Consider the following 21,942-nt stretch of genomic DNA (forward strand, 5'->3'; position numbering starts at 1 on the left):
CCGCGGGTGCCCCGCAAAAACGCCTGTCACGTTGTTGTAAATTTGTGACGGTCCAGACAATTCGAAATGCCGGAAGCAGCGCTGCTGCGAAGTTGAGCAGTTTTGTCGCATCTGTGTACGCGTTGCCGGGAATGCCCTGTTCGCGCGTTTTTGTGCGCTGCTCCCTGCGCCCGAACGCCGCAGAAAGCCCAATTGTGACAGGCCTAAACGAGAAAATCCGGCTCTACCGGAGATTGCTTCGCGGTGGCAGCCGCTCGGCCTTCCGCCGCACGTGCCGCGCAGGCCTCACTTCTTCTTGATGAAACTTGCAGCAAGCCCTGGGGAATCTTGAGGCTTCTCACTTCATGTGAACGGCGCAAGGGTCGCTTCCAAGGGCCTCGATCATTCGGTCGTTCAACTTGGGGGTAAATGGGATGTCTAGTCTTCGCAGAACATTGGCAGCAGCGGCGCTGTCACTCGCCACACTCGTACCGGCCGGCTACGCCGCGGCGGCCGATTTGCCGGTCAAGGCCGTCAAGAAAGCGGCAGAGCTTCCGTTTTTCCTTGTCATCGACGACCGGGTGACCTTCTCCTACATCTTCACCGCGGCTCAGCCCGGCATGTGGTCGCAGAAGCCTGATGGCACCGTCAATGCCAAGACCGCCAAGCAGGTCTACTCGTTCACCCACTTCGACATATGGCAGTACGGCCACAACTTCTTCACCATCTCGATGTACAAGTCGGACCATAACGACGTGGCGAACCCCTGTACGCAGGTGGGCGGTATCACAGCCCCCACGGCAGGCTTCCTGACCACTCCCGCGAATTGCGCCGGCGCCACCGAAATCTACGGTTTGTTCCGCTCCGCATTCGGCTTCAACGAGATCTTCAACACCAAGGCCTTTACCGTCGGACCGCTGCAGAACGTATCGTTCGAAGTCGGTATGGATGCCAACACCGAGAACCGCTACTTCGGTGCGGCCAAGCGCGACGTCGTCGCCGGTTTGGAATTCGCCTTTAACCTGCCTTACAAGGGCTACTTCAACGTTTCGCCGTTGGTCTATTGGGAGTACTACAACCACGACTCTTACAGCCAGTGCGGTGCCGGCTGGACCATCAACAACGTTCAGGGTGTGGGCTGTAACGCCAACGGCAACTTGAGCTACCGGCCGACCTGGGCGGTCGAAACCAACTACTACATGGATCTTGGCTTCCTGCCCGAGGCCTACCAGTTCTTCTCGATCAGCGGTCGTGCGGCCTGGTACGGTCCGAAGGGAGCCGATACTTCTCCGCTGCCGAACAATCCCGCGAACAACGTGTACCCGACCAAGGTCGAATTCAACTCCGAGCCGATCCGTCTGACCTTCGACGCTTCCAAGGCGTTCTGGGGTCCGAAGTACTCGCACTTCGTCGACGTCTGGGTTGCCTACCGCTACTGGCAGAACAAGTTCGGCGAAGACCACAACGCCCCCTCGGTGGCCTGCTCCGCCACCATTTCGGGCGTCAACCGTCCGAGCGGTGCCTGCACCGAGTCCTCGCTCTACTCGGGCATCACTGTGAAGTTCTAACCACCTGATCATCTCCACAGGTGAAAAAGCGATGGCGCCGCGATGTTCCCCGCGGCGCCATTTTTCTGTTTGGGTGATTCACCGGAAGTGTGCGCGCTCCCTCTCCCGCTTGCGGGGGAGGGTTGGGGTGGGGGTGTTGCCGCATAACGGCGGCCAGAGTTCGTGGATAGATTTCCCCCACCCGCCGCGCTCTGACGAGCGCGTCGACCTCCCCCGCAAGCGGGAGAGGTAGGGCAGTCAGCGTTCGCGGAAAGAATCGTAGGATGGGTGGAGCGAAGCGATACCCATCAATGACGACCCGTGGTGGCGGCGATGGGTATCGCTGCGCTCCACCCATCCTACAGCCCTAAGCCCTACTTGCCCCACACCCCGTCGTGCAGCGCAGCAGCCTCGTCTTCCAGCAGCGGCCCGACTACCTCGGTCTCCCGCTGGCCGCTGCCGAACACCGCGCGGCACGGCAGATCGAGCGTCGGGTTTTCCGGATGGTTGCCGGTGATATCGCGCAGCCGGTGTTCGCTCAGGCCGTAGACCAGCCGGCCGATCCCCGCCCAGTACATTGCGCCCGCGCACATCGCGCAGGGCTCGGCGGACGAGTACAGCGTGGCGTTACGGAGGATGTCGGCCGAGATCGTGGTGCAGGCCTGCGTCGCCAGCAGGCGCTCGGCATGCGCGGTGCCGTCATGCGCGGGCATGTAGCCGTTCTCGGCCTCGATCAGCACGTTGCCATCGGCATCGACCAGCAGCGCGCCGAAGGGATGGTTGCCGTGGGTCATGGCTCGGCGGGCGATGTCGAACGCCCGGCGTAGAAAGTGCGCGTCGCGCTCCGCCGGGCTCAGCGTGGATATGTCGACCATCAATGCCCGGCCATGTGCCGTCCGATTTCCGTCAGGTCCGCCTCGCTGGCGCGGGCCTCGTGGACGAATTCACCGTGGAACATCACGACCAGCCGGTCGGACAGTTCCAGCAGTTCGTCAAGGTCCTCGCTGACCAGCAGCACCGCTGCGCCGCGGTTGCGGGCGGCCATGATTTCGGCGTGGATTTGGGCTACGGCAGCAAAGTCCAGCCCGAAGCAGGGATTGGCGGCAATCAAGACCTCGACTTCGCCGCCGAGCTCGCGTGCCAGCACGGCGCGCTGCACGTTGCCGCCCGACAGCGCCGAGATCGGCGTGTCCGGCGTGCGGGTCTTGATCTTGTAAAGTCCGATCTTGCGCATCGCGCTGTTGCGGAATGCCGACTTGTTCAACCACCAGCCGCCGCTGGCAAACGGCGCGCGGTCGAATTCGCGGAAGGCAATGTTGTCGGCGACGCTCATGCCGCCGACGCAGGCGTTCTTCAGCGGCTCCTCCGGCAATAGCGACATCTTGTGCCGGCGCATCTCCTCCCGGCTCGCCGCATAGAGATCGCCGCGGACGCGAACTTCGCCGCTCTCGGCCTCGCGTTGACCGGCCAGCACCTCGACCAGTTGGCGCTGGCCGTTGCCGGAGACGCCGGCGATCCCGACGATTTCGCCGCCGCGCACCGACAGCGACACATTATGGACAGCCACGGCGCCGGCATCGTCGAGCGCGGTAATCTTCGATAGCTCCAGCCTGGTCTCACCGACCTCGCCGACCCGTGGCGGCTGCACGGTCAACTGCTCGGCGCCGATCATGGTGCGGGCCATGTCGTCGGGCGTGAGTTCGGAAACCTTGCCGGCGCCGGCGAGCTTGCCGCGGCGGAGAATTGTGACCTCGTCGGCAAAGGCCATCACTTCGCGGAACTTGTGGGTGATCATCAGGATGGTGAGGTCGCCGGCGACCACCATGGCGCGCAGCATGCCTAGCACCTCGTCGGCTTCGCCGGGTGTCAGCACCGAGGTCGGCTCGTCGAGGATGAGAAAGCGCCGCTTCAGGTAGAGCTGCTTGAGGATCTCGCATTTCTGCCGCTCGCCGGCGGAGATATCAGAGACTTTTGCGTTGAGCGGCACCTTGAACGGCATCCGCGCCAGGAACGCCTCGAGTTCTTTCTTTTCCTGGGCCCAGTCGACGACGGCCGGCACGTCGTCGCGCGCCAGCACCAGGTTTTCCGCGACCGTCATTGCCGGCACCAGCGTGAAGTGCTGGTAGACCATGCCGAGCCCGAGCGCGTGGGCTTCCTTCGGATTGGCAATCGCCTGTTCGCGGCCGCCGACCAGCACGTCGCCTTGCGTCGCGCGGTAATAGCCCATGATGCATTTGACCAGCGTGCTTTTTCCGGCGCCGTTCTCGCCGAGCAGCGCGTGGAACGAGCCCGGGCGCACCTTCAGCTCGACATTGTCCAGCGCCTTGAAGTCGCCGAACTGCATGGTCATGGCGACCGTGTCGACGCCGAGCGCGCCGGATGGAAGCGGCGTTTCGCCGATGATCATGACAGCGCCCCGATCATTGCGGCTGACGTCGCGACCGCGCCGAACACGCCGCCCTGCATCTTGATCATTTTCAGCGCGTGCTCGTGGTTGCTCTTGTCGGTCGCGGCACAGCAATCCTCGATCAGCACGCATTCGAAGCCGCGGTCGTTGGCTTCGCGCATCGTGGTATGGACGCAGACGTCGGTGGTGATGCCGGTCAGCACGATGTTCTCGATGCCGCGCAGCCGCAGCATCAGTTCGAGGTCGGTGGCGCAGAACGAGCCTTTGCCGGGCTTGTCGATAACAGGTTCGCCCGGCAATGGCGCCAAGTCGGGAATGATCTCCCAGCCGGGCTCGCCGCGCACCAGCACCCGGCCGCAGGGGCCGGGGTCGCCGATCCCGGCGCCGATCTGGCGCGAACGCCACTGCTTGTTGGCGGGCAGATCGGTGAGGTCAGGGCGATGCCCCTCCCGGGTGTGGATGATATGAAAACCCTGCGCGCGCATGGTCGCCAGCAGCTTCTTGATCGGTTCGATCGGCGCCCGGGTCAGCGACAGGTCGTAACCCATCTTGTCGACATAGCCGCCGACGCCGCAAAAATCGGTCTGCATGTCGATGATGATGAGCGCGGTGTTTTGCGGGCGAAGGTCGCCGTTATAGGGCCACGCATAGGGTTCGGATTTCAGGTAGCGCTCGGGCATGTCACGTTCTCGCCTATCGGGTGATGGACAACTCCGCCGGCGCGCCGGTCAGCGTGCGCTTCGGCGAACAGGTGATGATCATGATCGCCAGCGTCAGGATGTAGGGCGCGGCGTTGAACAGGTGGTAGCCGGAGGTGACCCCGACCGATTGCAGCGCAGGTCCCAGCGCCGCGGCGCCGCCAAAGGCCAGCGAGGCCCACAGGCACAGCATCGGGTCCCAGCGCGCGAAGATCACCAACGCCACCGCGGTGATGCCCTGGCCGCTGGAGAGGCCTTCGTTCCAGCTTCCGGGATAGAACAGCGACAGGAACGAGCCGCCGATCCCGGCAAGGAAACCGCCGACCATGGTGGCGCGCAATCGTATCCAAAGCACCGAATAGCCCATCGCGCGCGCGGCATCCGAGCTTTCACCGGCGGTGCGGATCAGGAGGCCCCAGCGCGTGGTCCGGAATGCCCAGTACAAAATGGGTGCGATGGCGACGCCGATCAAAAACAGCACGTTGATCCGCAGCGCGGCACGGACTTGCGAAACGTCGCTCCACCAGCCGAAATCGATCGCCGGCAATCTGGCAGCAGTCGGCTCGATCAGCGGCTTGCCGAGATAGAACGCGAGCCCGGTGCCGAACAGCATCAGCGCAATGCCGACCGCGACGTCGTTGACTCTTGGGAGCGAGCAGATACCGGCATGCAGCGCGCCGAGCATCGCGCCGGTGATCCCGGCAGCAAGCACGCCGAGCCAGGGTGAACCGGTGAGATAGGAGATGCCGTAGGCGCTCATCGCGCCCATCACCAGCGTGCCCTCAAGGCCGAGATTGATGCGGCCGCTTCTCTCGGTAATGCATTCGCCGAGGCTGACGAACAGGAACGGCGTCGAGACGCGGATGGCGCCGCCGAACACCGCGAGCGGGACGGTCCAGAGGCCAATCGTTCCATCCGCCATGTCAGGATTTTCCTTTCAGGAAGCCGATGCGTCCGTACAGCGCGTCGCTCGCCAGCACGAATACGAAGATGATCCCCTGCAGCACCTGCACCGAGGCGTCGGGCAGGCCGAGCCGGCGCTGCAGCAGGCCGCCGCTGGCGCTGATGCCGCCGAGCAGGATCGCGACCGGAATGATGGCGAGCGGGTTTTGCCGTGCCAGGAAGGCGACGAGGATGCCGGTGAAACCATAACCCGCCGCGAGATTGGCGTTGGTGCGGCCCTGCACGGCGGCGACCTCGATCATGCCGGCGAGTCCTGCGGCGCCGCCGGCGAGAAAGCAGATCGTGAGAATCAGCTTGCTGACGCCGAGGCCGACGATTTTGGCCGCGCGGATGTTGCCGCCGGCGACGCGCGCGGCGAAGCCGAATACCGTGTGGTAGATCAGGATATAGGACGCGATCGCCGCAATCACGCCGAACACCAGTCCCCAATGGATATCGGTGCCGGGAATGCTGCCGATCATGTTGGCAGCGCCGATTTCGCGAGTCGACGGCTTGTTGAGGCTGGCCGGATCGCGCATTGCGCCCTCGACCAGATGGTTGAGGATCGCAAGCCCGATATAGACCAAGAGCAAACTTGAAATGGTTTCGTTGACGCCGCGATATTGCCGCATCGCGCCCGCCAGCATGATCCAGAGCCCGCCGCCGGCAACGCCGGCGCAGATCATCGCGAATTGCACGACAAAGGGCGGCGCCCACGGCATCGCCAGCGCGATCGAGGTGGCGGACAATGCACCGATCAAGAGCGCGCCTTCGCCGCCGATGATGACCATGCCGAGCTGCGCCGGCAGCGCCGTGCACAGCGCGGTCAGGATCAACGGTGCCGCGCGCGTCAGCGTGTTCTGCCAGGAGAACCAGGTGCCGAACGCGCCCTGGTACATGTAGAAATACAGATCCAGCGGGCTCTTGCCGAACAGCGCCACAAACACCCCGAACACCGCGAGCGCGCCGACCAGCGCCGCGCCCGGGATCAGGACATATTCGATGCTGGCGCCGTAGCGTTGCAGGAATCCGGGCAAGAATCCGGTGGGCCCGGCCGGCGCAATGCCGACCGCCTCCACCGGATCCGCCGCATCAGATGTCACGAAGTGGCTCCGATCACTCCCTCGACCAGATAATCCATCTTCTCGAGTTCAGGATCCTTTTGGCCGCGATCGGTGCCGGCCGCGATCACGGTCTTGCCCTTGTTGTCCATGATCGGACCCTTGAAGATGGTGTAACCGTCGGCGGACAGGAACTTGGCCTTGATGTCGTCGGCGTGCTTGCGCGCTTCGGCCGAGACTGCTTCGCCGTAGGGCGAACACTTGACGATCTCTTCCTTGAGGCCGCCGCGATAGAAGTTCGGGATGGTCTCGCCGGCCGCGATCATCTTGACGAATTTCGGGTACAGCGCTTCCCAGTTCCATTCGGCGCCGGTGAGGTAGGCCTTCGGCGCCAGCGGCGACTGGTTGACGTGATAGCCGCAGACCATGGCGCCGCGGCGCGCCGCGTTCTCGACCATGGTCTTGGGACCGTCGACGTGACAGGTCAGGACGTCGACGCCCTGATCGATCAGGCTGTTGGTGGCTTCGGCTTCCTTGACCGGCATCGACCAGTCGCCGGTGAAGATCACCTGGCAGGTCGCCTTCGGGTTGGCGAGTTTGGCGCCGAGCGTGAACGCATTGATGTTGCGCAGCACCTGCGGGATCGGTTTCGCCGCGACGAAACCGAGCTTGCCGGTCTTGGAGGAGTAGCCGGCAACGATCCCGGAAATATACTGGGCCTCGTCGATATAACCGAAATAGCTGCCGGCATTCTTGGGATCCTTGTCGGCCCAGAGGCCGCCGCAATGCTCGAAGCGAAGTTTTGGAAACTTGTTCGCCATCTTGATCATGTGCGGGTTGTAGTAACCGAACGAGGTCGGGAACAGCAGCGAGGCGCCGTCGAGATTGATCATGGACTCGATGGTCTTCTCGACTGCGTCGGTCTCGGGGACCTTTTCTTCCTCGACCACTTTCAGGCCGGGCATCTTCTTCAGCGCCGCAGCCCCCGCGGCATGGGCCTGGTTGTAGCCGTAGTCGTCGCGCGACCCGACATAGATGAAGCCGATGGTGGTATCGGCGGCAAAAGCCCGGCCGGCACCAAGGGTGCCGCCGAGCGCTAACGCTGCGCCGCCCTGCAACAGATGCCGTCGAGAAATCCTGCTGAAATCCATATGCCTGCTCCCTCTGGCGGACGAGCCGCCCCCATATTTCGCAGCCGCGCCGAACGGCGGAGCTTGGAGCGCATGTCGCAATCTTCGTGCCAGAGCACGTCTGGTGAGCATATTTCTGTAAGCTATTAAAATTACTGGATTAAATCTGAGGTCTGTCGCTCGTTCAAACTTTGAGCAGGAGCCGATATGAGTATTTTTTGGGCGCCATTTATTGATTGTATGCAAGGCCGTTAAGCAGTTCTTAACCCGCAGGGCGCCTTCCGGGGGCCGGCTTGTGCACGGATTCCGCCTGATAGCGGCTGGTCACGCCGGTCGGGGCTGCTACCTGTAAAAAGGTCGGCGGTACCAGCGGTTTGCGTTTCATCTACTGGCATTGAACTTGTATCGAACATAGCGTTTTCGAGCGAATAGGTGCGGAAAGCGCCGCGACACTGGGACAACATGAGCAATACAAAAGTGGCGAGCGGCGGCGCGAGGCAATTCCTGCTCGGCGATGAAATCGTCGGCCGGATCAACCAGCTCGGGATGATCTCGGAAACGCCGGAGCACCTGGCGCGGGTGTTCCTTTCGCCCGAACACCGCGTCGCCGCCGACCTGATCCTGTCCTGGATGGTTGAGGCCGGCATGACCGCGCGGCTCGATGCCATCGGCAATGTCTGCGGCCGCTACGAGGGTGAGCGTCCCGGCCTGCCGTGCCTGATGCTGGGCTCGCACTATGATACGGTGCGCGACGCCGGCAAATGGGACGGGCCGCTCGGCGTCATCACCGCGATCTCCTGTGTCGCCGACCTCAACAGGCGCGGCAAGCGGTTGCCGTTCGCGATCGAGATCGCAGGTTTCGCCGACGAGGAAGGCGTGCGCTTTGCCTCGACCTTGCTCGGCAGCCGCGCCGTGGCGGGAACGTTCGTGGAGAGCGTGCTCGGGGCCAAGGACCGCGCCGGCATCACCATGCGCGAGGCGATGATCGCGTTCGGGTTGGACCCCGATCACATCGGTGCGGCCGCGCGCGCGCGGGGCGAGTTGCTGGCCTACGTCGAATTGCACATCGAGCAGGGGCCGGTGCTGGAAGCGAAGAATCTGCCGGTCGGCGTCGTCACCGCGATCGCGGGTGCGACGCGGCTGGCCGCCAGTCTCACCGGCATGGCCGGCCATGCCGGCACCGTGCCGATGGCGCTGCGCCGTGACGCGCTGACGGGCGCCGCCGAATGCATCGTCGCGATCGAGGAGCTGTGCCGCACCGATCCGGACGGCCTGGTCGGCACCGTCGGCTACATCAATGCGATGCCGGGCGCGACCAATGTCATTCCCGGCAAAGTGTCGTTCACGATGGACATCCGTGCGCCGACCGATACGCATCGCCGCGAGGCGGTTGCCGATATCGTTCGCCGCATCGAGAGCATCGCCAAAACCCGCGGACTTGCGCTGCAGGTCGATGTCACCCATGAAAACCGCACCGTGCCCTGCGCGCCGTGGCTGAAGGCGCAGGTCGCCGAAGCCGTCGCCGCTGAGGGTTTTTCCGTGTTCGAACTGCCGAGCGGGGCAGGGCATGACGGCATGGCGATGATCGACATATCCGATGTCGCGATGCTGTTCGTCCGCTGCCGCGGCGGCATCAGCCACCATCCCGACGAGCATGTCGAACTCGCCGACGCCGATGCCGGCGCGCGGGTGTTGCTGCGGTTGATCGAGAACTTCAGGCCGAGGGAAGTGGACGCAGGAGGGTAGTCAGTGGCGCCAATAACGAAGCCTGCAATCCGGATTAGTTGAGGCGCGGGGGGATTCTAAAACTTCCACGCGTTTATAATTCGTGACTTGTAATTGCCGCTGGTCGGATCATCGTGCCCCGCTCCAGATCAGGTTGACCGAACGTAAGGCCTGCTGGCGGATCAGGTTTAGCAACTCCGTGCTACGTTGCTCGCGGCGACGGCACACAACGGTTCGAGCCCAGCTGACACGGTTCTAAAGGTATCGTCAGCCCGACCTTGATATTTTTCCGCGACACGTCAGCGCCGCTGCTCGAATCCGCTTGCCGCCGGTGCGGACAACCTCGATCGGCTACCGATCGAAATTCCAGCCCAGCCGCAGCGATTGCAGCTGTCGGTGTTGTTTGCGAAGTACATTCATTTCCCGGGTCTTGCGGCTCTCAGGTCTTTGCCGCCTCGCGACGCCGCAATGTCGGCCTGTCTCTCGAGTTTCGGGAGGGGGAAACATGCTGAAGCGATCACTTATTGTCTTTTTGGCGGCTGCCGCGAGCTTCGTCGTCGCATCGGCTGTCTGGTCTGTTTTGAATGCGGATCTGCATTTGAACAATGCGTATGCCACGGCGCCGTCAACCGCCGCGCCATCCACGGCCGCAGGTTCCGAGAGTTTCAAGACGGTCCACGCCCCCAATCAAAGGACGACCAGGATACTTGCGATGGATCGGGCGAAGCATCTCGCTTTCTGGACCCTGGTTCTGAAAGCTAAAAAGCTGGCTTGTGATGCTGTTGTTCGGACCACGTATCATGGCGGCGCTGAATCCGGGGTCGATAACTGGAGCATCGGCTGTCGGGACGGTTCCCAATATTCGGTCAATATTGAGCCGAACGCGCAGGGCGCAGTCTGCACTGGAAACGCATTCGCCCGAAGTGCGGAATAGCTGGTCAATGAGGAGGGTGTTCCCTCGCGCTTCACCCCGCGGATCGCCGGGACTGGTCTGGACCAGGCGTTCGTTCCGTATGGCAGCCGCTGCGACCAGTCTTCACGCAGACGATGCGGCAGGCGTCATCCATCGCGCAGTCGGCGAAGAACCAGACGAAATACGACAACAGGACAGCGAACGCGATCCACAGTGTTGCCTTGGTTGATCGATCCATGTGCGCACCGAATGCCAGTCTGTCTGCGCGATAGTAGCGCAGACAGATCACCAACGCGCCGTCGCGTGTCCCTTTTCCCGACGTAAATTTGCCGCCGACTCGATCGACCTTATCCGCTGAACGGGTCGCCGACGCGCGTCCAGATCGGGGATTGGCCATGAGTATCGGACATCCGCCGCACAACCGGCAGGATCAACGCGACAAATTTCTCGCAGCCCTGTCGCCTCTGCTCGAAGAGGCCGGGACATTTGAATCGCAGCAGGCTGAAGCCAATGATTTGCTGCAGCTGCTTGAGGAGAATGCCCGGCTTCGAAAGCTCGCCGTCAAGCTATCGAACCTGCTCGGAGACCTTCCCGAGAGAGCCGCGGGCGAGACGGAGTCGTCGCGCGGCTCTTCGTGATCGTCGATCAATCGAAGCTGACACGATCGTCCCAGCGTGGTCCGCTTCGGGCAATATGACAGTTCGGTGACATTCGTCGCGCTCGGGCGCAGAGACGAATCAATGGCGTTTGCAGTACGAACGGGGTAACACCCGACGCACCGGACAAGCGTTCATTCAGGCCCATGAATAGCCAGACTCATAGTCAGATTACATTTCGCTCGCATCGCGAAGCCAGATTTTACCAGGGCCTGCTCGCATCCGTTGTCGCCAACGGTATTCAGGCGGTCAATTTTCTCGGCGACCGGTTCCTGCGAAAATATCACCTCGCAGCCGCGATCGACGAGCTGTACCGGCACTCGATGAACGCGGCGTTTTCCGAGACCGAAGCGTTTCTGGTCACCGGCGCGCCGCACGCTTCCGCCTACTATCCGCGCGACTTTGCCTGGTTCTATCCCGACGTGCTCGATCCGGAGACCGTGATGGATTCCGCGGACGCGGTTCGCCGGGTTCGTCTCTTGGAAAAAAGTGTGCGGCTGATGCTGGAGGCGGTTCGCGCCGGCGTCGTCACCACCACGATCGTTCCCGCCGGACGCAACCGCTACATCGGCATCAATTATTTCTCGTTGCCCTCGGATACGCTGCTCGGCATCCTTGCGGGCCTCGAGCAATTGCTGACTGCCGAGCAAAGATCGTCTTCCTATGTAGCGATGTCACAAGGTGCGCATGCCGGCCGCTTGTTGCTGGCGGAGTATCGCAACGACCTGAAGCGGGCGCTGCTCGAGCTCGCCGGATCGCTGCAGCCGTTCGATGACAACGGTCTCACGGCCCTGCTGTGCGACGCGACAGCGCCGCGATCTGCCGCCACCGATACCCGCGCCGAACGTCGGCGCTTCGTCACCAATGCCAGCGTCTACGCGACATTTTTGCGCGGCATCAAGCTCGGCGTGATCGAGCGGAGCGAACTGGAGCGGCGGCTCGGCCGCGAGCTCCAGCGTTACAAGAGCGAGTTGCTGCAGTTGTTCGGCAAGCATGGCTATATCAGCCATTCCCTGGATTCCCGTCAGCAGCCGCCGGTGTTTTCCATCGCGCTCGATTTCGTCAATGTGCATCGGGGATTTTGGGATCTGAACGACGCCGGCGAGCGCGCGCTGTTCGCGACCACGACAGATATGGTTCTCGCCGAGCCGCGGTTTCGAATCCCGGATACGTCTCACTTCCTGGTGTCGGTGGATAATCCGCTGAACAAGCTCATTCACAAGATCGCGGCGCCGGCCTATCAGGGCCGTTCGTCCTGGCCGACCTTCAACGTCGAATTCGCCGACCGCATGCTGGACTACGACGAGTGTTCCGGCACCGATACCTATCGTGCTCACGCGCGCGACATCTTGCGCGACATCCGCACCGCGACCGAAACCCACGGCGGCTATCAGGAACTGCTGTCGGAACGGGGCCAGAAGTATCAGACCTGGGCCTATCAAAGCGCGGTCGCGCATTCATGGTTTCCGCGCTTCCTGTCGGTGTGGAAGCGCGCGTTCGGAACGTCGCTGTTGAATGCGTAGGATGGCTTGAGATCCGTAGGGTGGGCAAAGGCGCACTTGCGCCGTGCCCACCATCTATCCGCGCTTTGTAATCTCGAATGGTGGGCACGCTTACGCTTTGCCCACCCTACGGACTGTTGGTGCGGAAGCGGGCATTCGGAACGTCGCTATTGAATGGGAGCTAGCAGCCCGTTGAAGCCGTTCCCGGATCGCTTCACGCGACAAGCGGAAGTGAGGGTCTTCACGCCGTCATTCCAGCTCGGCATTGCTTGCCGCAGCTTGCGAAACTAACTTCCGTGTCAGAATCTGTCACATTATTCAGTTGAAATCATTGGATCATTTGCCTCTCTTGGTCGTCTTGTTCTTGCGACTTTATTCGTCGCTGCAATTCAACCACGGAGGAGGAAATCGGGATGACCAACAAAGTCCTTAGTTGCCTCATCGCAGGCGCATTGAGTGCGACACTTGCTCTCGCACCGCCGGCATTCGCGCGCGGCGGCGGCGGCGGCGGCGGCGGAATGCATGGCGGCGGCGGCGGTGGCGGAATGCATGGCGGCGGTATGGGAGGCGGAATGCACGGCGGCGGCTGGGGAGGCGGAATGCATGGCGGCGGCTGGGGCGGAGGTCCGCACTTCGGAGCCATGTCCGGCGGTATGCGATTCAGCGGACCCCGTTTCGCCTCGGCGCGCTTTGCGCACGCGGCCTTCACGCCGCGGTTCGCGTTCCGGGACCATCGCTTCTTCCGCCATCACCGGTTCAATCGCTTTGCGTTCGTCGGTGGGCCCTTTGCCTATGCCGCCTATGACAGCTGCTTGCGCAGGGTTTGGACGCCATATGGCGTGCGATGGATCAATGTCTGCGGCGACTACGGCTATTACTGAGGCTGCAGATACATATGCGATCGATGCGGCATGTTCCGGCCGATCTGGCCGGGCGCTGAAGCGTTACCCGGCGCGTCGGTGGTGGGCCCCGACGCGTCGGCGCGGCTCGCGGGAAAACGACCCATATGCAAGCTTTTTTGATCACAATTGCGTTGATTTCGCGCGCATGGGCAGAAGCCAGTTAGACTGCTGACCAGCCGTTCGGAGACTAGAGGCCATGACGGGAGGCCATCGCCGCATTCTGGTCGTCGAGGACGACCCGGAAACTGCCGGCCAGCTCGTGGATTCGTTCACGACGAATGGTTACCAGGTGGACCTGGCGACCAACGGCAAGGAGGCGTTGAACCGCGGCGCCACCGGCGACTATGCAATCATTACGATCGACCGCATGCTTCCGGACATCGACGGCATCGCGGTCATGCGTCAATTGCGCGACGACGGCATCGGCGCTCCCGTCCTGATCATCAGTGCACTGGGGGAGGTCGACGATCGCGTACGCGGCCTACGCGCTGGCGGCGACGATTATCTGGTTAAACCGTTTTCCTTTGTCGAATTGCTGGCACGTGTCGAGGCGCTGGGACGACGCAGCGACACCCTTGCCAAGGAGACGATGCTGCGTGTCGGCGACCTCGCGATCGATTTGGTATCGCGGACCGTGAGCCGCCGCGGCAAAGAAATTGTCCTGCTGCACCGGGAATTCCAGCTTCTTGAGTACCTGGTGCGCAACGAAGGCCGCGCCGTATCCCGGACAATGCTGCTGCAACACGTCTGGGATCTTCATTTCGATCCTTCGACGAACATCATCGACGTCTATGTCGGGCGTGTGCGCCGTAAGGTCGATGGCCAGCAGGCCTATCCGCTGATTCATACGGTTCGCGGCATCGGGTATTGTCTCCGTGCTCCTGGCTAAGACCCTGACGTCATCGACGTTCAAGCTGGCGCTGATCGCTATCGGGACCTTCGGTGTGATCGCAATGGCCGTACTCGGCTTCGTCTATTTGTCGACTTCCTCCTATGTGCGCAGCCGATCGGATCGCGCGATCCTGGCCGAGTATTCGACCTTGCAGGGCGCTTATCTGCGATCGGGCCGCGGCGGGCTGATCGCCCTGATCGAGCAACACATCGCCGACACGAGCTTTGCGGACAATGCCTATCTGCTGGTCGATCGTTCGTTGACCCCGGTGAGCGGCAACCTCAAGGCATGGCCAGCGACGGTCGCGGCCGCCAGCGGATGGATCGAGTTTCGCGGATCGGAGCCGTTGCCCGGCGCGAGCAACCCTCCGCTCGTGCGGGCAATGCTCGAAACATTCGCAAGCGGCGATCGCCTGCTGGTGGGAAAGGATATCAGCGACCTCGACAGCTTCACCGACCGGATTGAGACAGCCGTGATCCTGAGCGTTGCATTGATGTTCCTGATAGCGGCGGTCGCGAGCATCCTGGTCACGCGGCGGACCGTGGGGCGGATTGAATCGATCAACGCGACCAGCCAGGCCATCATGCTCAGCGGTCTCGACAAGCGTATCCCGTTGCGCGGTACCCATGACGAATGGGACCGCGTGGCGGAAAACCTCAATCTGATGCTGGAACGCATCGAAACCTTGATGGGGGAAGTCAAGCAGGTGAGCGACAACGTCGCGCACGACCTGCGGACGCCATTGACGCGAATGCGCGGGCGGCTGGAGAAGGCCTTTCACAGTCGGCGCGTCGGCGAGGACGACCAGGCGCTGATCGGCGATACGATCGCCGACCTCGATGCCGTGTTGCGGATATTCTCGTCACTGACGCGAATAGCACAGATCGAGACCGAGGCGCGCAAGGGAGCGTTCCGCACCGTGAACCTCGCCGAAGTCGCCGGTGAAGTCGTTGAACTGTACGATGCCGCAGCCGAACAGGACGGAACCCGTCTCATGGTGATCGGCGACCCTGAGGTACTGGTGACCGGCGATCGTGATCTGATCTTTGATGCCATTGCCAACGTCGTGGACAATGCGATCAAGCATGGCCGTCCAGGAGGGCAGGTCGTCGTCGCCAACGAAAACATCGACGGTCAACCGGTGATCTCGATTTCCGATGACGGGCCGGGAATTCCAGCCGACGAATACGAGCATGTCTTCAAGCGCTTTTACCGGCTCGAACAGAACCGTTACACCCCGGGGAACGGTCTCGGCCTCAGCTTGGTCGCGGCCGTCGCCCGCCTTCACGGCGTGCGGATAGAAATGCTTGATAACTCGCCCGGTCTCAAACTCCGATTGTACTTCCTCGCACCCACGAGTTGACCGGTTGCGCGCCCGGTCGGGGGCAACCGACGGGACGCCATGGAGTGCTTCGCTTGCGCACGCAAGGGCGAATTTACTTGTCGCCCTGCGACAAAGTAACCCGACGGGCAAATCAGCAAAAGTCTGTCCAGCCCTTCGGATAAAAATATTCCGCTGGCTCCGTCGGGCAAATCAGATCTAGGACTCCCGCCATCCTGTCCCACCAGAGCAACTGTGCTGAAGTAAACCGGCGATCGGCCGGGCCTCAAGGCTGGCGCGGGGCGCGCCCCGCCTTCGGCGGCTTACGGCCTTGACCCCGTCCGCTCTCCGGTCTGTTGGCTTGGCATGCGCTCGGTCGATGACCGAGCGCGGTGAGGTGCGCTCGCTCAGTTCAGTGCGTAACGGCTGGGATCCCATTTCTGCCGTCGTGCGATCATGATGTTGAGGATGACGATGAGCTTGCGCATGCAGGCGACAAGCACCACTTTCGGCTTCTTTCCCTTGGCAATCAGGCGGTCGTAGAAGGCCTTGAGCACCGGGTTGTTCTGCGTGGCTGCGCCGAGGCAGGGCATGTAGATGGCGTTGCGGACCCAGCGGCGGCCACCCTTGATATGACGCTCACCGCGCCGATGGCCGCTATCGTCGTCGTACGGGGCGGCGCCTAATAACGCACCGGCGATCTTGTTGCTCACCTGCCCAAGCTCCGGCATCCCCGCAATGAGGTTGGCGGAGGTCGTTTCGGCGAGGCCCGGCACGCTCTCGATGATCTCGGCACGCTCGGCAAGGTGTGGCGAGGCCTTGATCTTGGCCGCAATTGCCGCCTCGAGCTTGGCAATTTCACTGACCAGATTCTTCAAGACGCGGGCATGCGTTTTCTGAACCAGTCCTGGTGCAGCATGCTCGTTTTGGCTTTGCAAGCGCGTCTTGAGATCACCCAGACCGATGCGCGCTTTCACCAGCGCCAGCAACTCCTCGCGTGCGGCATCGTGGGTCTGGCTCGGCGCCTCGGTAAATATCTCGGCGAACCAGGCGATCATCTCCGCGTCGATCACATCGTTCTTTGCCAGCCGGCCGGCCGATAGCGCGAAGCTGCGGACGCGTTTGGGGTCGACGATCCGCACCTCGACACCGGCCTGGCGCAGTAGCTTGGCCCAGTCACGCTCGTAACCGCCGCTCGCCTCCATCACAGCCCTGGTTGCCTTGTACTTGCGAAGCCAGGCCACCAGCTTGCGGTGGCCTTGTCCCGTGTTCGGACAGACCTGACGCAATGACAGCGAGCGAATGCACGCATCGACCTTGTCCTTTGCCACATCGATGCCCACGACAATGCGATCATCTTGTGCCATCATCCACTCCCTTCCTTGCTCGGTACGGGCTCGAAGCCCTTGCAACTGTTCGGGTTGAGGAAGACGCCGGAGCTGTCCCTCGCTCTGGTACAGGCTCTGTCGCCTTTGGGGCGTACGGGCTCAGTTCCAGCAACGGGCGGTTGGTCCGCAACCGCCCGTTCGCTCATTCTGCCAAATTTTTTGGACACAAGGGGCGTAGGCCATCGTCGCAAACGAGGGGCAGGGAGCGGTGGACGTGGGATCGCGACTGACGAGCGTGGTCTTTACGTACGGTGAAATCGTTTGGGTCCGACGCCCCGATGCAGGCGTCAAGTTCGAAGGCGGCCAACGCTGCCCGAGAGCGATGGTGTCACAAAAAGCAGGGTCACCAGGACGATCTCGTATAAGCCGTAAAGCCATTGCGCAGGGAAGGCCGGAGGCTTCCGCCAAACCTGTATGCTCGTGCGCAAATCTTGTTGCAACTATCGCGTACGAGACCGCGGGTGCGGCGCGCACCCGGTCTTCCCTGCGCCCTCTGATTTCGAGGGCAAGGTTGATTGCAAAACTTCGGGCGCATCGCGCCGCGAGAATGCGGACCTGCGCCACGTGCATGTCATTATTCTTTAACGGAACTGACATGTCCCCGCAGCACATCTGACAACTGCGCCCCTTAACGTTCGTCCGGGCAGTTGCTGCCTGCCGAACCATTTTCCCCCAAATCAGAACGAGAGAGGGCGCGTCATGCTTCCTAGACTGACAAGGCGTTTACGCGATCGTACCGTCGTTACCGCGGCGATTCTGTCGCTGATGGGACATGACGTCTACGCAATGGACAACATCGCCTTTGGCGACAACACCAACGGCCGCCGAACCGAAAGCCCGATCAAGCACGTCATCATCATCATGGGCGAGAACCGGACTTTCGACCATGTGTTCGCGACTTACGAGCCGCGCCACGGCGAACGCGTCGACAATCTCCTGTCCAAGGGAATCATCAACAAGGACGGCTCGCCCGGCCCGAATTACGCCAAAGCGGCCCAATTCTCGGCGGTGGTCAACAACGTCTACGCGATCAGCCCGGGTCAGAAGACCCCCTACAACAATTCGACCAACAAGCTGCAGGCGCCCGGAACCTCGTATGCGCCGCAGCAGTGCTATGCCACCGTGGAAGATGCTGCCCTCAATGGTCCGGGTTGCCTCACCACGCTGTCCGAAGCCGCTCGCGGCGACTACGGCCTGCGTCCGCAGGATTTGCCGCTACTGACGACGGGCGCGACCGGCATCGCGGGCGGTTCGCCCGATACCCGCATCGTGAGTTACAACAACCTGCCGAACGGCCCGTACCCGCTGGAGACGCTGGTGCCCGGCGAAGCCACCACGAGCCTTTACGCCACCTACGGCGGCAGCCCGGTGCATCGTTTCTACCAGATGTGGCAGGAGCTTGACTGCGACGTCAGCAAGGTTACCGCGCGTAACGCAAGCGGATGTCAGGCCGATCTGTTTCCCTGGGTCGAGCAGACCGTCTCCTCCGGCAGCAACGGCAATCCGACGCCGCATCCGCTCAAGGAAGGCAATATCGCCATGGGCTTCTACAACGTCGCCAAGGGCGACGCGCCCTATCTGACGGAACTCGCCCGCAAGTACACGCTCAACGACAACTATCACCAGCCGGTAATGGGCGGTACGTTCGCCAACCAGATGATGTTCGGTTATGCCGACGCGCTCTATTACGCCGACGCCAAGGGCGATCCTGCTACCCCCAACCACGTTCTGGTCCCCGGTTCGAACCCGCCGGTTTACGTCGACGAGGTCGAGAACCCCAACCCGGCGCCGGGCACCAACAATTGGTATGCCAACGACGGTTACGGCGGCGGCAGCTACACCAATTGCTCCGACTTCACGCAGCCGGGCGTCGCTCCGATCGTCAACTATCTGACGTCGATCCACGTGCCGGCGAACTGCGCGCCGCACGCCTACTATCTGCTCAACAACTATGTCCCCTCGTATATCGGCAGCGGCGCCCAGGATCCGATCAATAACGGTCCCTTCACGTTGCCGCCGGTCATCAAGCAGCAACACATCGGCGATGTGCTCACCCAGGCCAAGGTATCGTGGGCCTATTTCGGCGAGCGCTGGAACGACTTCAAGACCGCTCCCGGCGAAGGCGCGAACTTCGGCGCTCTCGACCCGGTCGCCTACCTCTATTGCAACATCTGCAATCCGTTCCTCTATTCCGCCTCCGTCATGACCAACCCGGCGGCGATCAACGCGCACATGAAGGATACAACCGACCTCTATGACGCCATCGCCAATGGCAAGCTGCCGGCCGTGTCGTACGTGAAGCCGAGCACCTTCAACGACGGCCATCCGTCCTCGTCCCGGCTCGATCTGTTCGAATCCTTCGCCCGGCGGATCATCGACCAGGTCAAGTCCAACGAGGAGCTCTGGGAGTCCACCGCGATCCTGGTCACCACCGACGAGGGCGGCGGCTATTACGACTCCGGTTACGTCCAGCCGGTCGACTATTTCGGTGACGGCACGCGCATTCCGATGATCGTGGTGTCGAAATATTCGCAAGGCGGACACATGTCGCACGAATATTCCGATCATGCCTCGATCATCAAGTTCATCGAACGCAACTGGCGCCTGCCGAAACTCTCGACCCGGAGCCGCGACAACCTGCCGAACCCGCAGACCTCGGATGACAATCCGTATGTGCCGCAGAACCGGCCGGCGATCGGCGATCTCTTCGGCAATTTCGCGTTCGCGGATCGCGACGGCGGGGATCACGGTCACCACGACGGCGACGACCACGGCGATCATTGATCGACGAAGGCCGTTCCCCCAGCTGGGGGAACGGCCCGTTCGCTTCTCCAACCCGTATGGAAGGCCGGATCAATATCCGGCCTTCGTCATGGAGCCGCTATCTTGAGGACGACTGCACCGCATCGGGCTCCCGCACCGACCATAGAGGCCGCGCGCCGCGCATTTGCCGCCGGAGATGTGGCGACCGCGGAACGGATTTGCACCGAGGTGCTCGCCCGCGCGCCGGACGAGGGGACCGCATGGACGCTGCTGACGGAAACCGCGCTGCAGCGCGGGCGCCCCGACGCGGCCATCGTCTGCGCCAACCGCGCCGTCGCCCTGATGCCGAAGGATCCGATCGCGCACATTCTGCGCGCAAAATGCCTGTTTGTTTCCGGTGAGGCGCGCGGCGCTTTCGAGGCTGCCGAAGCCGCCTCTCGGGTCATCGGCGATTCCGCCGAAGCGCAGGACGCACTTGGCGCGATTTTCGGCCTGCTCGGCCTGCACGGAAAGGCAGACGAATTGTTCCGGCGTGCCGCCGCCGCCCGGCCCGATGTACCGCAATATCTGTTCAATCTCGCGGCGACCGAGCGAATGACCGGGGCGCTGGCGCAGTCCGAGGCGCATAGCGATGCGGCGATTGCGCGCGACCGTCATTATGGCCTTGCGCATTATTTGCGTTCCGATTTGCGCATCCAGACCCCCGACCGCAATCATATCGGCGAGATGGAAGCGCTGATCGGCGAGGGCAAGCTGTCGGGACCCAGCGAAGTCATGCTGCGCTTTGCGCTGGGCAAGGAATGCGAGGATCTGGAACAGTACGACCGCGCCTTCGGCCATGTGCAGGCCGGCTGCGAGTTGCAACATCGCGCGCTCGCGCGCGACCCTGCGGTCGAGATCGGGGAAATCGACGCGATCATCCGATCGCATACGCGAAACTGGATCGACACCGCGCCCGCCGGCCACGCCTCTGCGGCTCCGGTGTTCGTGACCGGTTTGCCGCGCACCGGCACGACGCTGGTGGAACGGATCATCGCCAGCCACTCCGCCATGCGGTCGGTCGGCGAAACCGGCGCGTTCGCGGCCGAAATGCGCCGCGCCGTGGCGGACCGATCGGCAGCGCAAGATCTCGCCGGCATCGGCAAGCGCTATGTGGAGGCGGCGACTGGGCTGCGGGTGCCGCCGGACGCTCGTTTCGTCGACAAGACGCTGGAAAATTATCTCTACAGCGGGCTGATTCACGCGGCACTGCCGGCGGCCAAGATCATCCTGGTGCAGCGGCATCCGATGGATGCGTGCTGGGCGATCTACAAGGCGCACTTCCGCGGCAAGTTCTCGTTTTCGTATCACCAGACCGAGCTGGCCGATTACTATTTGGCCTTTCGTCGCCTGTCGCAGCACTGGCGCGCAGTCTTGCCGCCAGACGTGCTGCGCGAAGTCCACTACGAGGATATCGTGCGAGACCAGGCGGCGGCGAGCCGATCCATCATCGGCTTCATCGGCCTTCCCTGGGAGGACGAGGTGATGCGTTTCCATGAAAGCCCGGCGCCGTCGGCAACCGCCAGCGCCGTTCAGGTGCGCCGGCCGATCTACGCATCGTCGCTTGGCAAGTGGCGCCACCATGCGGAGCGGCTGGCGCCACTGCGTGCCCGGCTGTTGCGCGAGATTCCGGAAGCGGAACTGGCATGATGATGCCGCGCAAAGTTCTGTTGGCTGCGATCGCATCGGCGATCCTGCTGGCCAGCGGCCATGCGGCGCCGGCGCAGGTGGTGGTCGATGGCAGGCCGGAGATGGTCCACGTCGAAGCCCGTGACGTGCCGCTGAGCGAGGTACTTGCTGCATTGCAGGACAAGTTCAATCTGCATTACCGTTCGGACGACGCGCTCCAGATGCGAAAGACCGGCGTCTTCGATGGGCCATTGCAGCGCGTCGCCGCACGGATCCTCGATGGCTACGATTTTGCCATGAAGATCACCCCGCAAGGCATCGACGTGCTGGTGCTGCGGCAACACGGCGAATCCGCCGTGACCGTTACCTCAGCGATGGCAGTCAGGCCGCCGCTGACCAGAGCGGAAGTGAAGCACTACGCGCTTGGACATCTGCGCTAGAGCATGAT

At 62.5% G+C, this 21,942-nt stretch carries 18 protein-coding genes and 1 pseudogene; 11 read left to right on the forward strand and 8 right to left on the reverse strand.

Annotated features, from left to right (window positions below):
• Positions 1-413 precede the first annotated feature (413 nt).
• Positions 414-1,547: a hypothetical protein gene (locus BLS26_RS28205; protein WP_092515790.1), complete on the forward strand. Its 1,134-nt coding sequence runs from the start codon at positions 414-416 to the stop codon at positions 1,545-1,547.
• A gap of 353 nt (positions 1,548-1,900) precedes the next feature.
• Here BLS26_RS28205 and BLS26_RS28210 read toward each other — a convergent pair whose 3' ends face one another.
• The 6 genes from BLS26_RS28210 to BLS26_RS28235 are packed head-to-tail and all read right to left on the reverse strand — an operon-like array spanning position 1,901 to position 7,785.
• Positions 1,901-2,401, reverse strand: a complete 501-nt coding sequence (locus BLS26_RS28210) for a nucleoside deaminase (RefSeq protein ID WP_092515791.1) — start codon at positions 2,399-2,401, stop codon at positions 1,901-1,903.
• Positions 2,401-3,933, reverse strand: coding sequence for an ABC transporter ATP-binding protein (locus BLS26_RS28215; protein WP_092515792.1), 1,533 nt, complete (start codon positions 3,931-3,933; stop codon positions 2,401-2,403). The genes BLS26_RS28210 and BLS26_RS28215 overlap by 1 nt, the downstream gene beginning before the upstream one ends.
• Positions 3,930-4,613, reverse strand: coding sequence for a cysteine hydrolase family protein (locus tag BLS26_RS28220; RefSeq protein ID WP_092515793.1), 684 nt, complete (start codon positions 4,611-4,613; stop codon positions 3,930-3,932). Before BLS26_RS28220 ends, BLS26_RS28215 begins: the two co-directional genes overlap by 4 nt.
• Positions 4,614-4,626: 13 nt before the next feature.
• Complete coding sequence (locus tag BLS26_RS28225; RefSeq protein WP_092515794.1) at positions 4,627-5,553, reverse strand: ABC transporter permease; 927 nt, start codon at positions 5,551-5,553, stop codon at positions 4,627-4,629.
• 1 nt (position 5,554) lies between these two features.
• Positions 5,555-6,676: an ABC transporter permease gene (locus BLS26_RS28230; RefSeq protein ID WP_092515795.1), complete on the reverse strand. Its 1,122-nt coding sequence runs from the start codon at positions 6,674-6,676 to the stop codon at positions 5,555-5,557.
• Positions 6,673-7,785 (reverse strand): BMP family ABC transporter substrate-binding protein, encoded by a 1,113-nt coding sequence (locus BLS26_RS28235; protein WP_092515796.1) that lies wholly within the window; start codon positions 7,783-7,785, stop codon positions 6,673-6,675. Before BLS26_RS28235 ends, BLS26_RS28230 begins: the two co-directional genes overlap by 4 nt.
• A 441-nt stretch (positions 7,786-8,226) precedes the next feature.
• Between BLS26_RS28235 and BLS26_RS28240 the strand changes: the two genes are divergently transcribed.
• Both BLS26_RS28240 and BLS26_RS28245 read left to right on the forward strand, forming a co-directional pair.
• A complete protein-coding gene (locus BLS26_RS28240) occupies positions 8,227-9,510 on the forward strand; it encodes an allantoate amidohydrolase (RefSeq protein WP_092515797.1) in 1,284 nt (427 codons plus the stop codon).
• A 484-nt stretch (positions 9,511-9,994) separates the two neighbouring features.
• A complete protein-coding gene (locus BLS26_RS28245; RefSeq protein WP_092515798.1) occupies positions 9,995-10,423 on the forward strand; it encodes a hypothetical protein in 429 nt (142 codons plus the stop codon).
• A 31-nt stretch (positions 10,424-10,454) separates the two neighbouring features.
• Here BLS26_RS28245 and BLS26_RS36025 read toward each other — a convergent pair whose 3' ends face one another.
• The gene (locus tag BLS26_RS36025; protein WP_157676608.1) at positions 10,455-10,799 is read right to left on the reverse strand and encodes a hypothetical protein; all 345 of its coding nucleotides are present in this window, start codon (positions 10,797-10,799) and stop codon (positions 10,455-10,457) included.
• Here BLS26_RS36025 and BLS26_RS28250 point away from each other — a divergent pair.
• The 5 genes and pseudogenes from BLS26_RS28250 to BLS26_RS28270 form a co-directional block, all read left to right on the forward strand.
• A complete protein-coding gene (locus BLS26_RS28250; RefSeq protein ID WP_092515799.1) occupies positions 10,798-11,040 on the forward strand; it encodes a hypothetical protein in 243 nt (80 codons plus the stop codon). The two genes, BLS26_RS36025 and BLS26_RS28250, sit on opposite strands and share 2 nt — an antisense overlap.
• 164 nt (positions 11,041-11,204) lie before the next feature.
• Entirely contained in the window at positions 11,205-12,581 is a 1,377-nt protein-coding gene (locus tag BLS26_RS28255; protein WP_092515800.1) for a hypothetical protein, read from the forward strand.
• A gap of 392 nt (positions 12,582-12,973) precedes the next feature.
• Positions 12,974-13,441: a hypothetical protein gene (locus BLS26_RS28260; RefSeq protein WP_197681285.1), complete on the forward strand. Its 468-nt coding sequence runs from the start codon at positions 12,974-12,976 to the stop codon at positions 13,439-13,441.
• A 217-nt stretch (positions 13,442-13,658) separates the two neighbouring features.
• Positions 13,659-14,351 carry a response regulator transcription factor gene (locus BLS26_RS28265; protein WP_092515801.1) on the forward strand — a complete coding sequence of 231 codons (693 nt, stop codon included), beginning with the start codon at positions 13,659-13,661 and terminating at the stop codon, positions 14,349-14,351.
• Positions 14,352-14,781: 430 nt separating this feature from the next.
• Positions 14,782-15,717, forward strand: a pseudogene (locus BLS26_RS28270) (sensor histidine kinase); the annotation flags it as partial.
• Positions 15,718-16,082: 365 nt separating this feature from the next.
• On the opposite strand, the gene BLS26_RS28275 reads toward BLS26_RS28270, so the two are convergent.
• Positions 16,083-17,045, reverse strand: a complete 963-nt coding sequence (locus tag BLS26_RS28275; protein WP_092509475.1) for an IS110 family transposase — start codon at positions 17,043-17,045, stop codon at positions 16,083-16,085.
• A 717-nt stretch (positions 17,046-17,762) separates the two neighbouring features.
• On the opposite strand from BLS26_RS28275, the gene BLS26_RS28280 reads away from it, so the two are divergent.
• The 3 genes from BLS26_RS28280 (at position 17,763) to BLS26_RS28290 (ending at position 21,934) form a co-directional block, all read left to right on the forward strand.
• Entirely contained in the window at positions 17,763-19,847 is a 2,085-nt protein-coding gene (locus tag BLS26_RS28280; RefSeq protein WP_092515802.1) for an alkaline phosphatase family protein, read from the forward strand.
• A gap of 102 nt (positions 19,848-19,949) precedes the next feature.
• A complete protein-coding gene (locus BLS26_RS28285) occupies positions 19,950-21,515 on the forward strand; it encodes a sulfotransferase (protein WP_092515803.1) in 1,566 nt (521 codons plus the stop codon).
• Entirely contained in the window at positions 21,512-21,934 is a 423-nt protein-coding gene (locus BLS26_RS28290; RefSeq protein WP_092515804.1) for a hypothetical protein, read from the forward strand. The genes BLS26_RS28285 and BLS26_RS28290 overlap by 4 nt, the downstream gene beginning before the upstream one ends.
• Positions 21,935-21,942 lie beyond the last annotated feature (8 nt).

The organism is Afipia sp. GAS231 (assembly GCF_900103365.1).
In the GTDB taxonomy this organism is placed as follows: Bacteria; Pseudomonadota; Alphaproteobacteria; order Rhizobiales; family Xanthobacteraceae; genus Bradyrhizobium.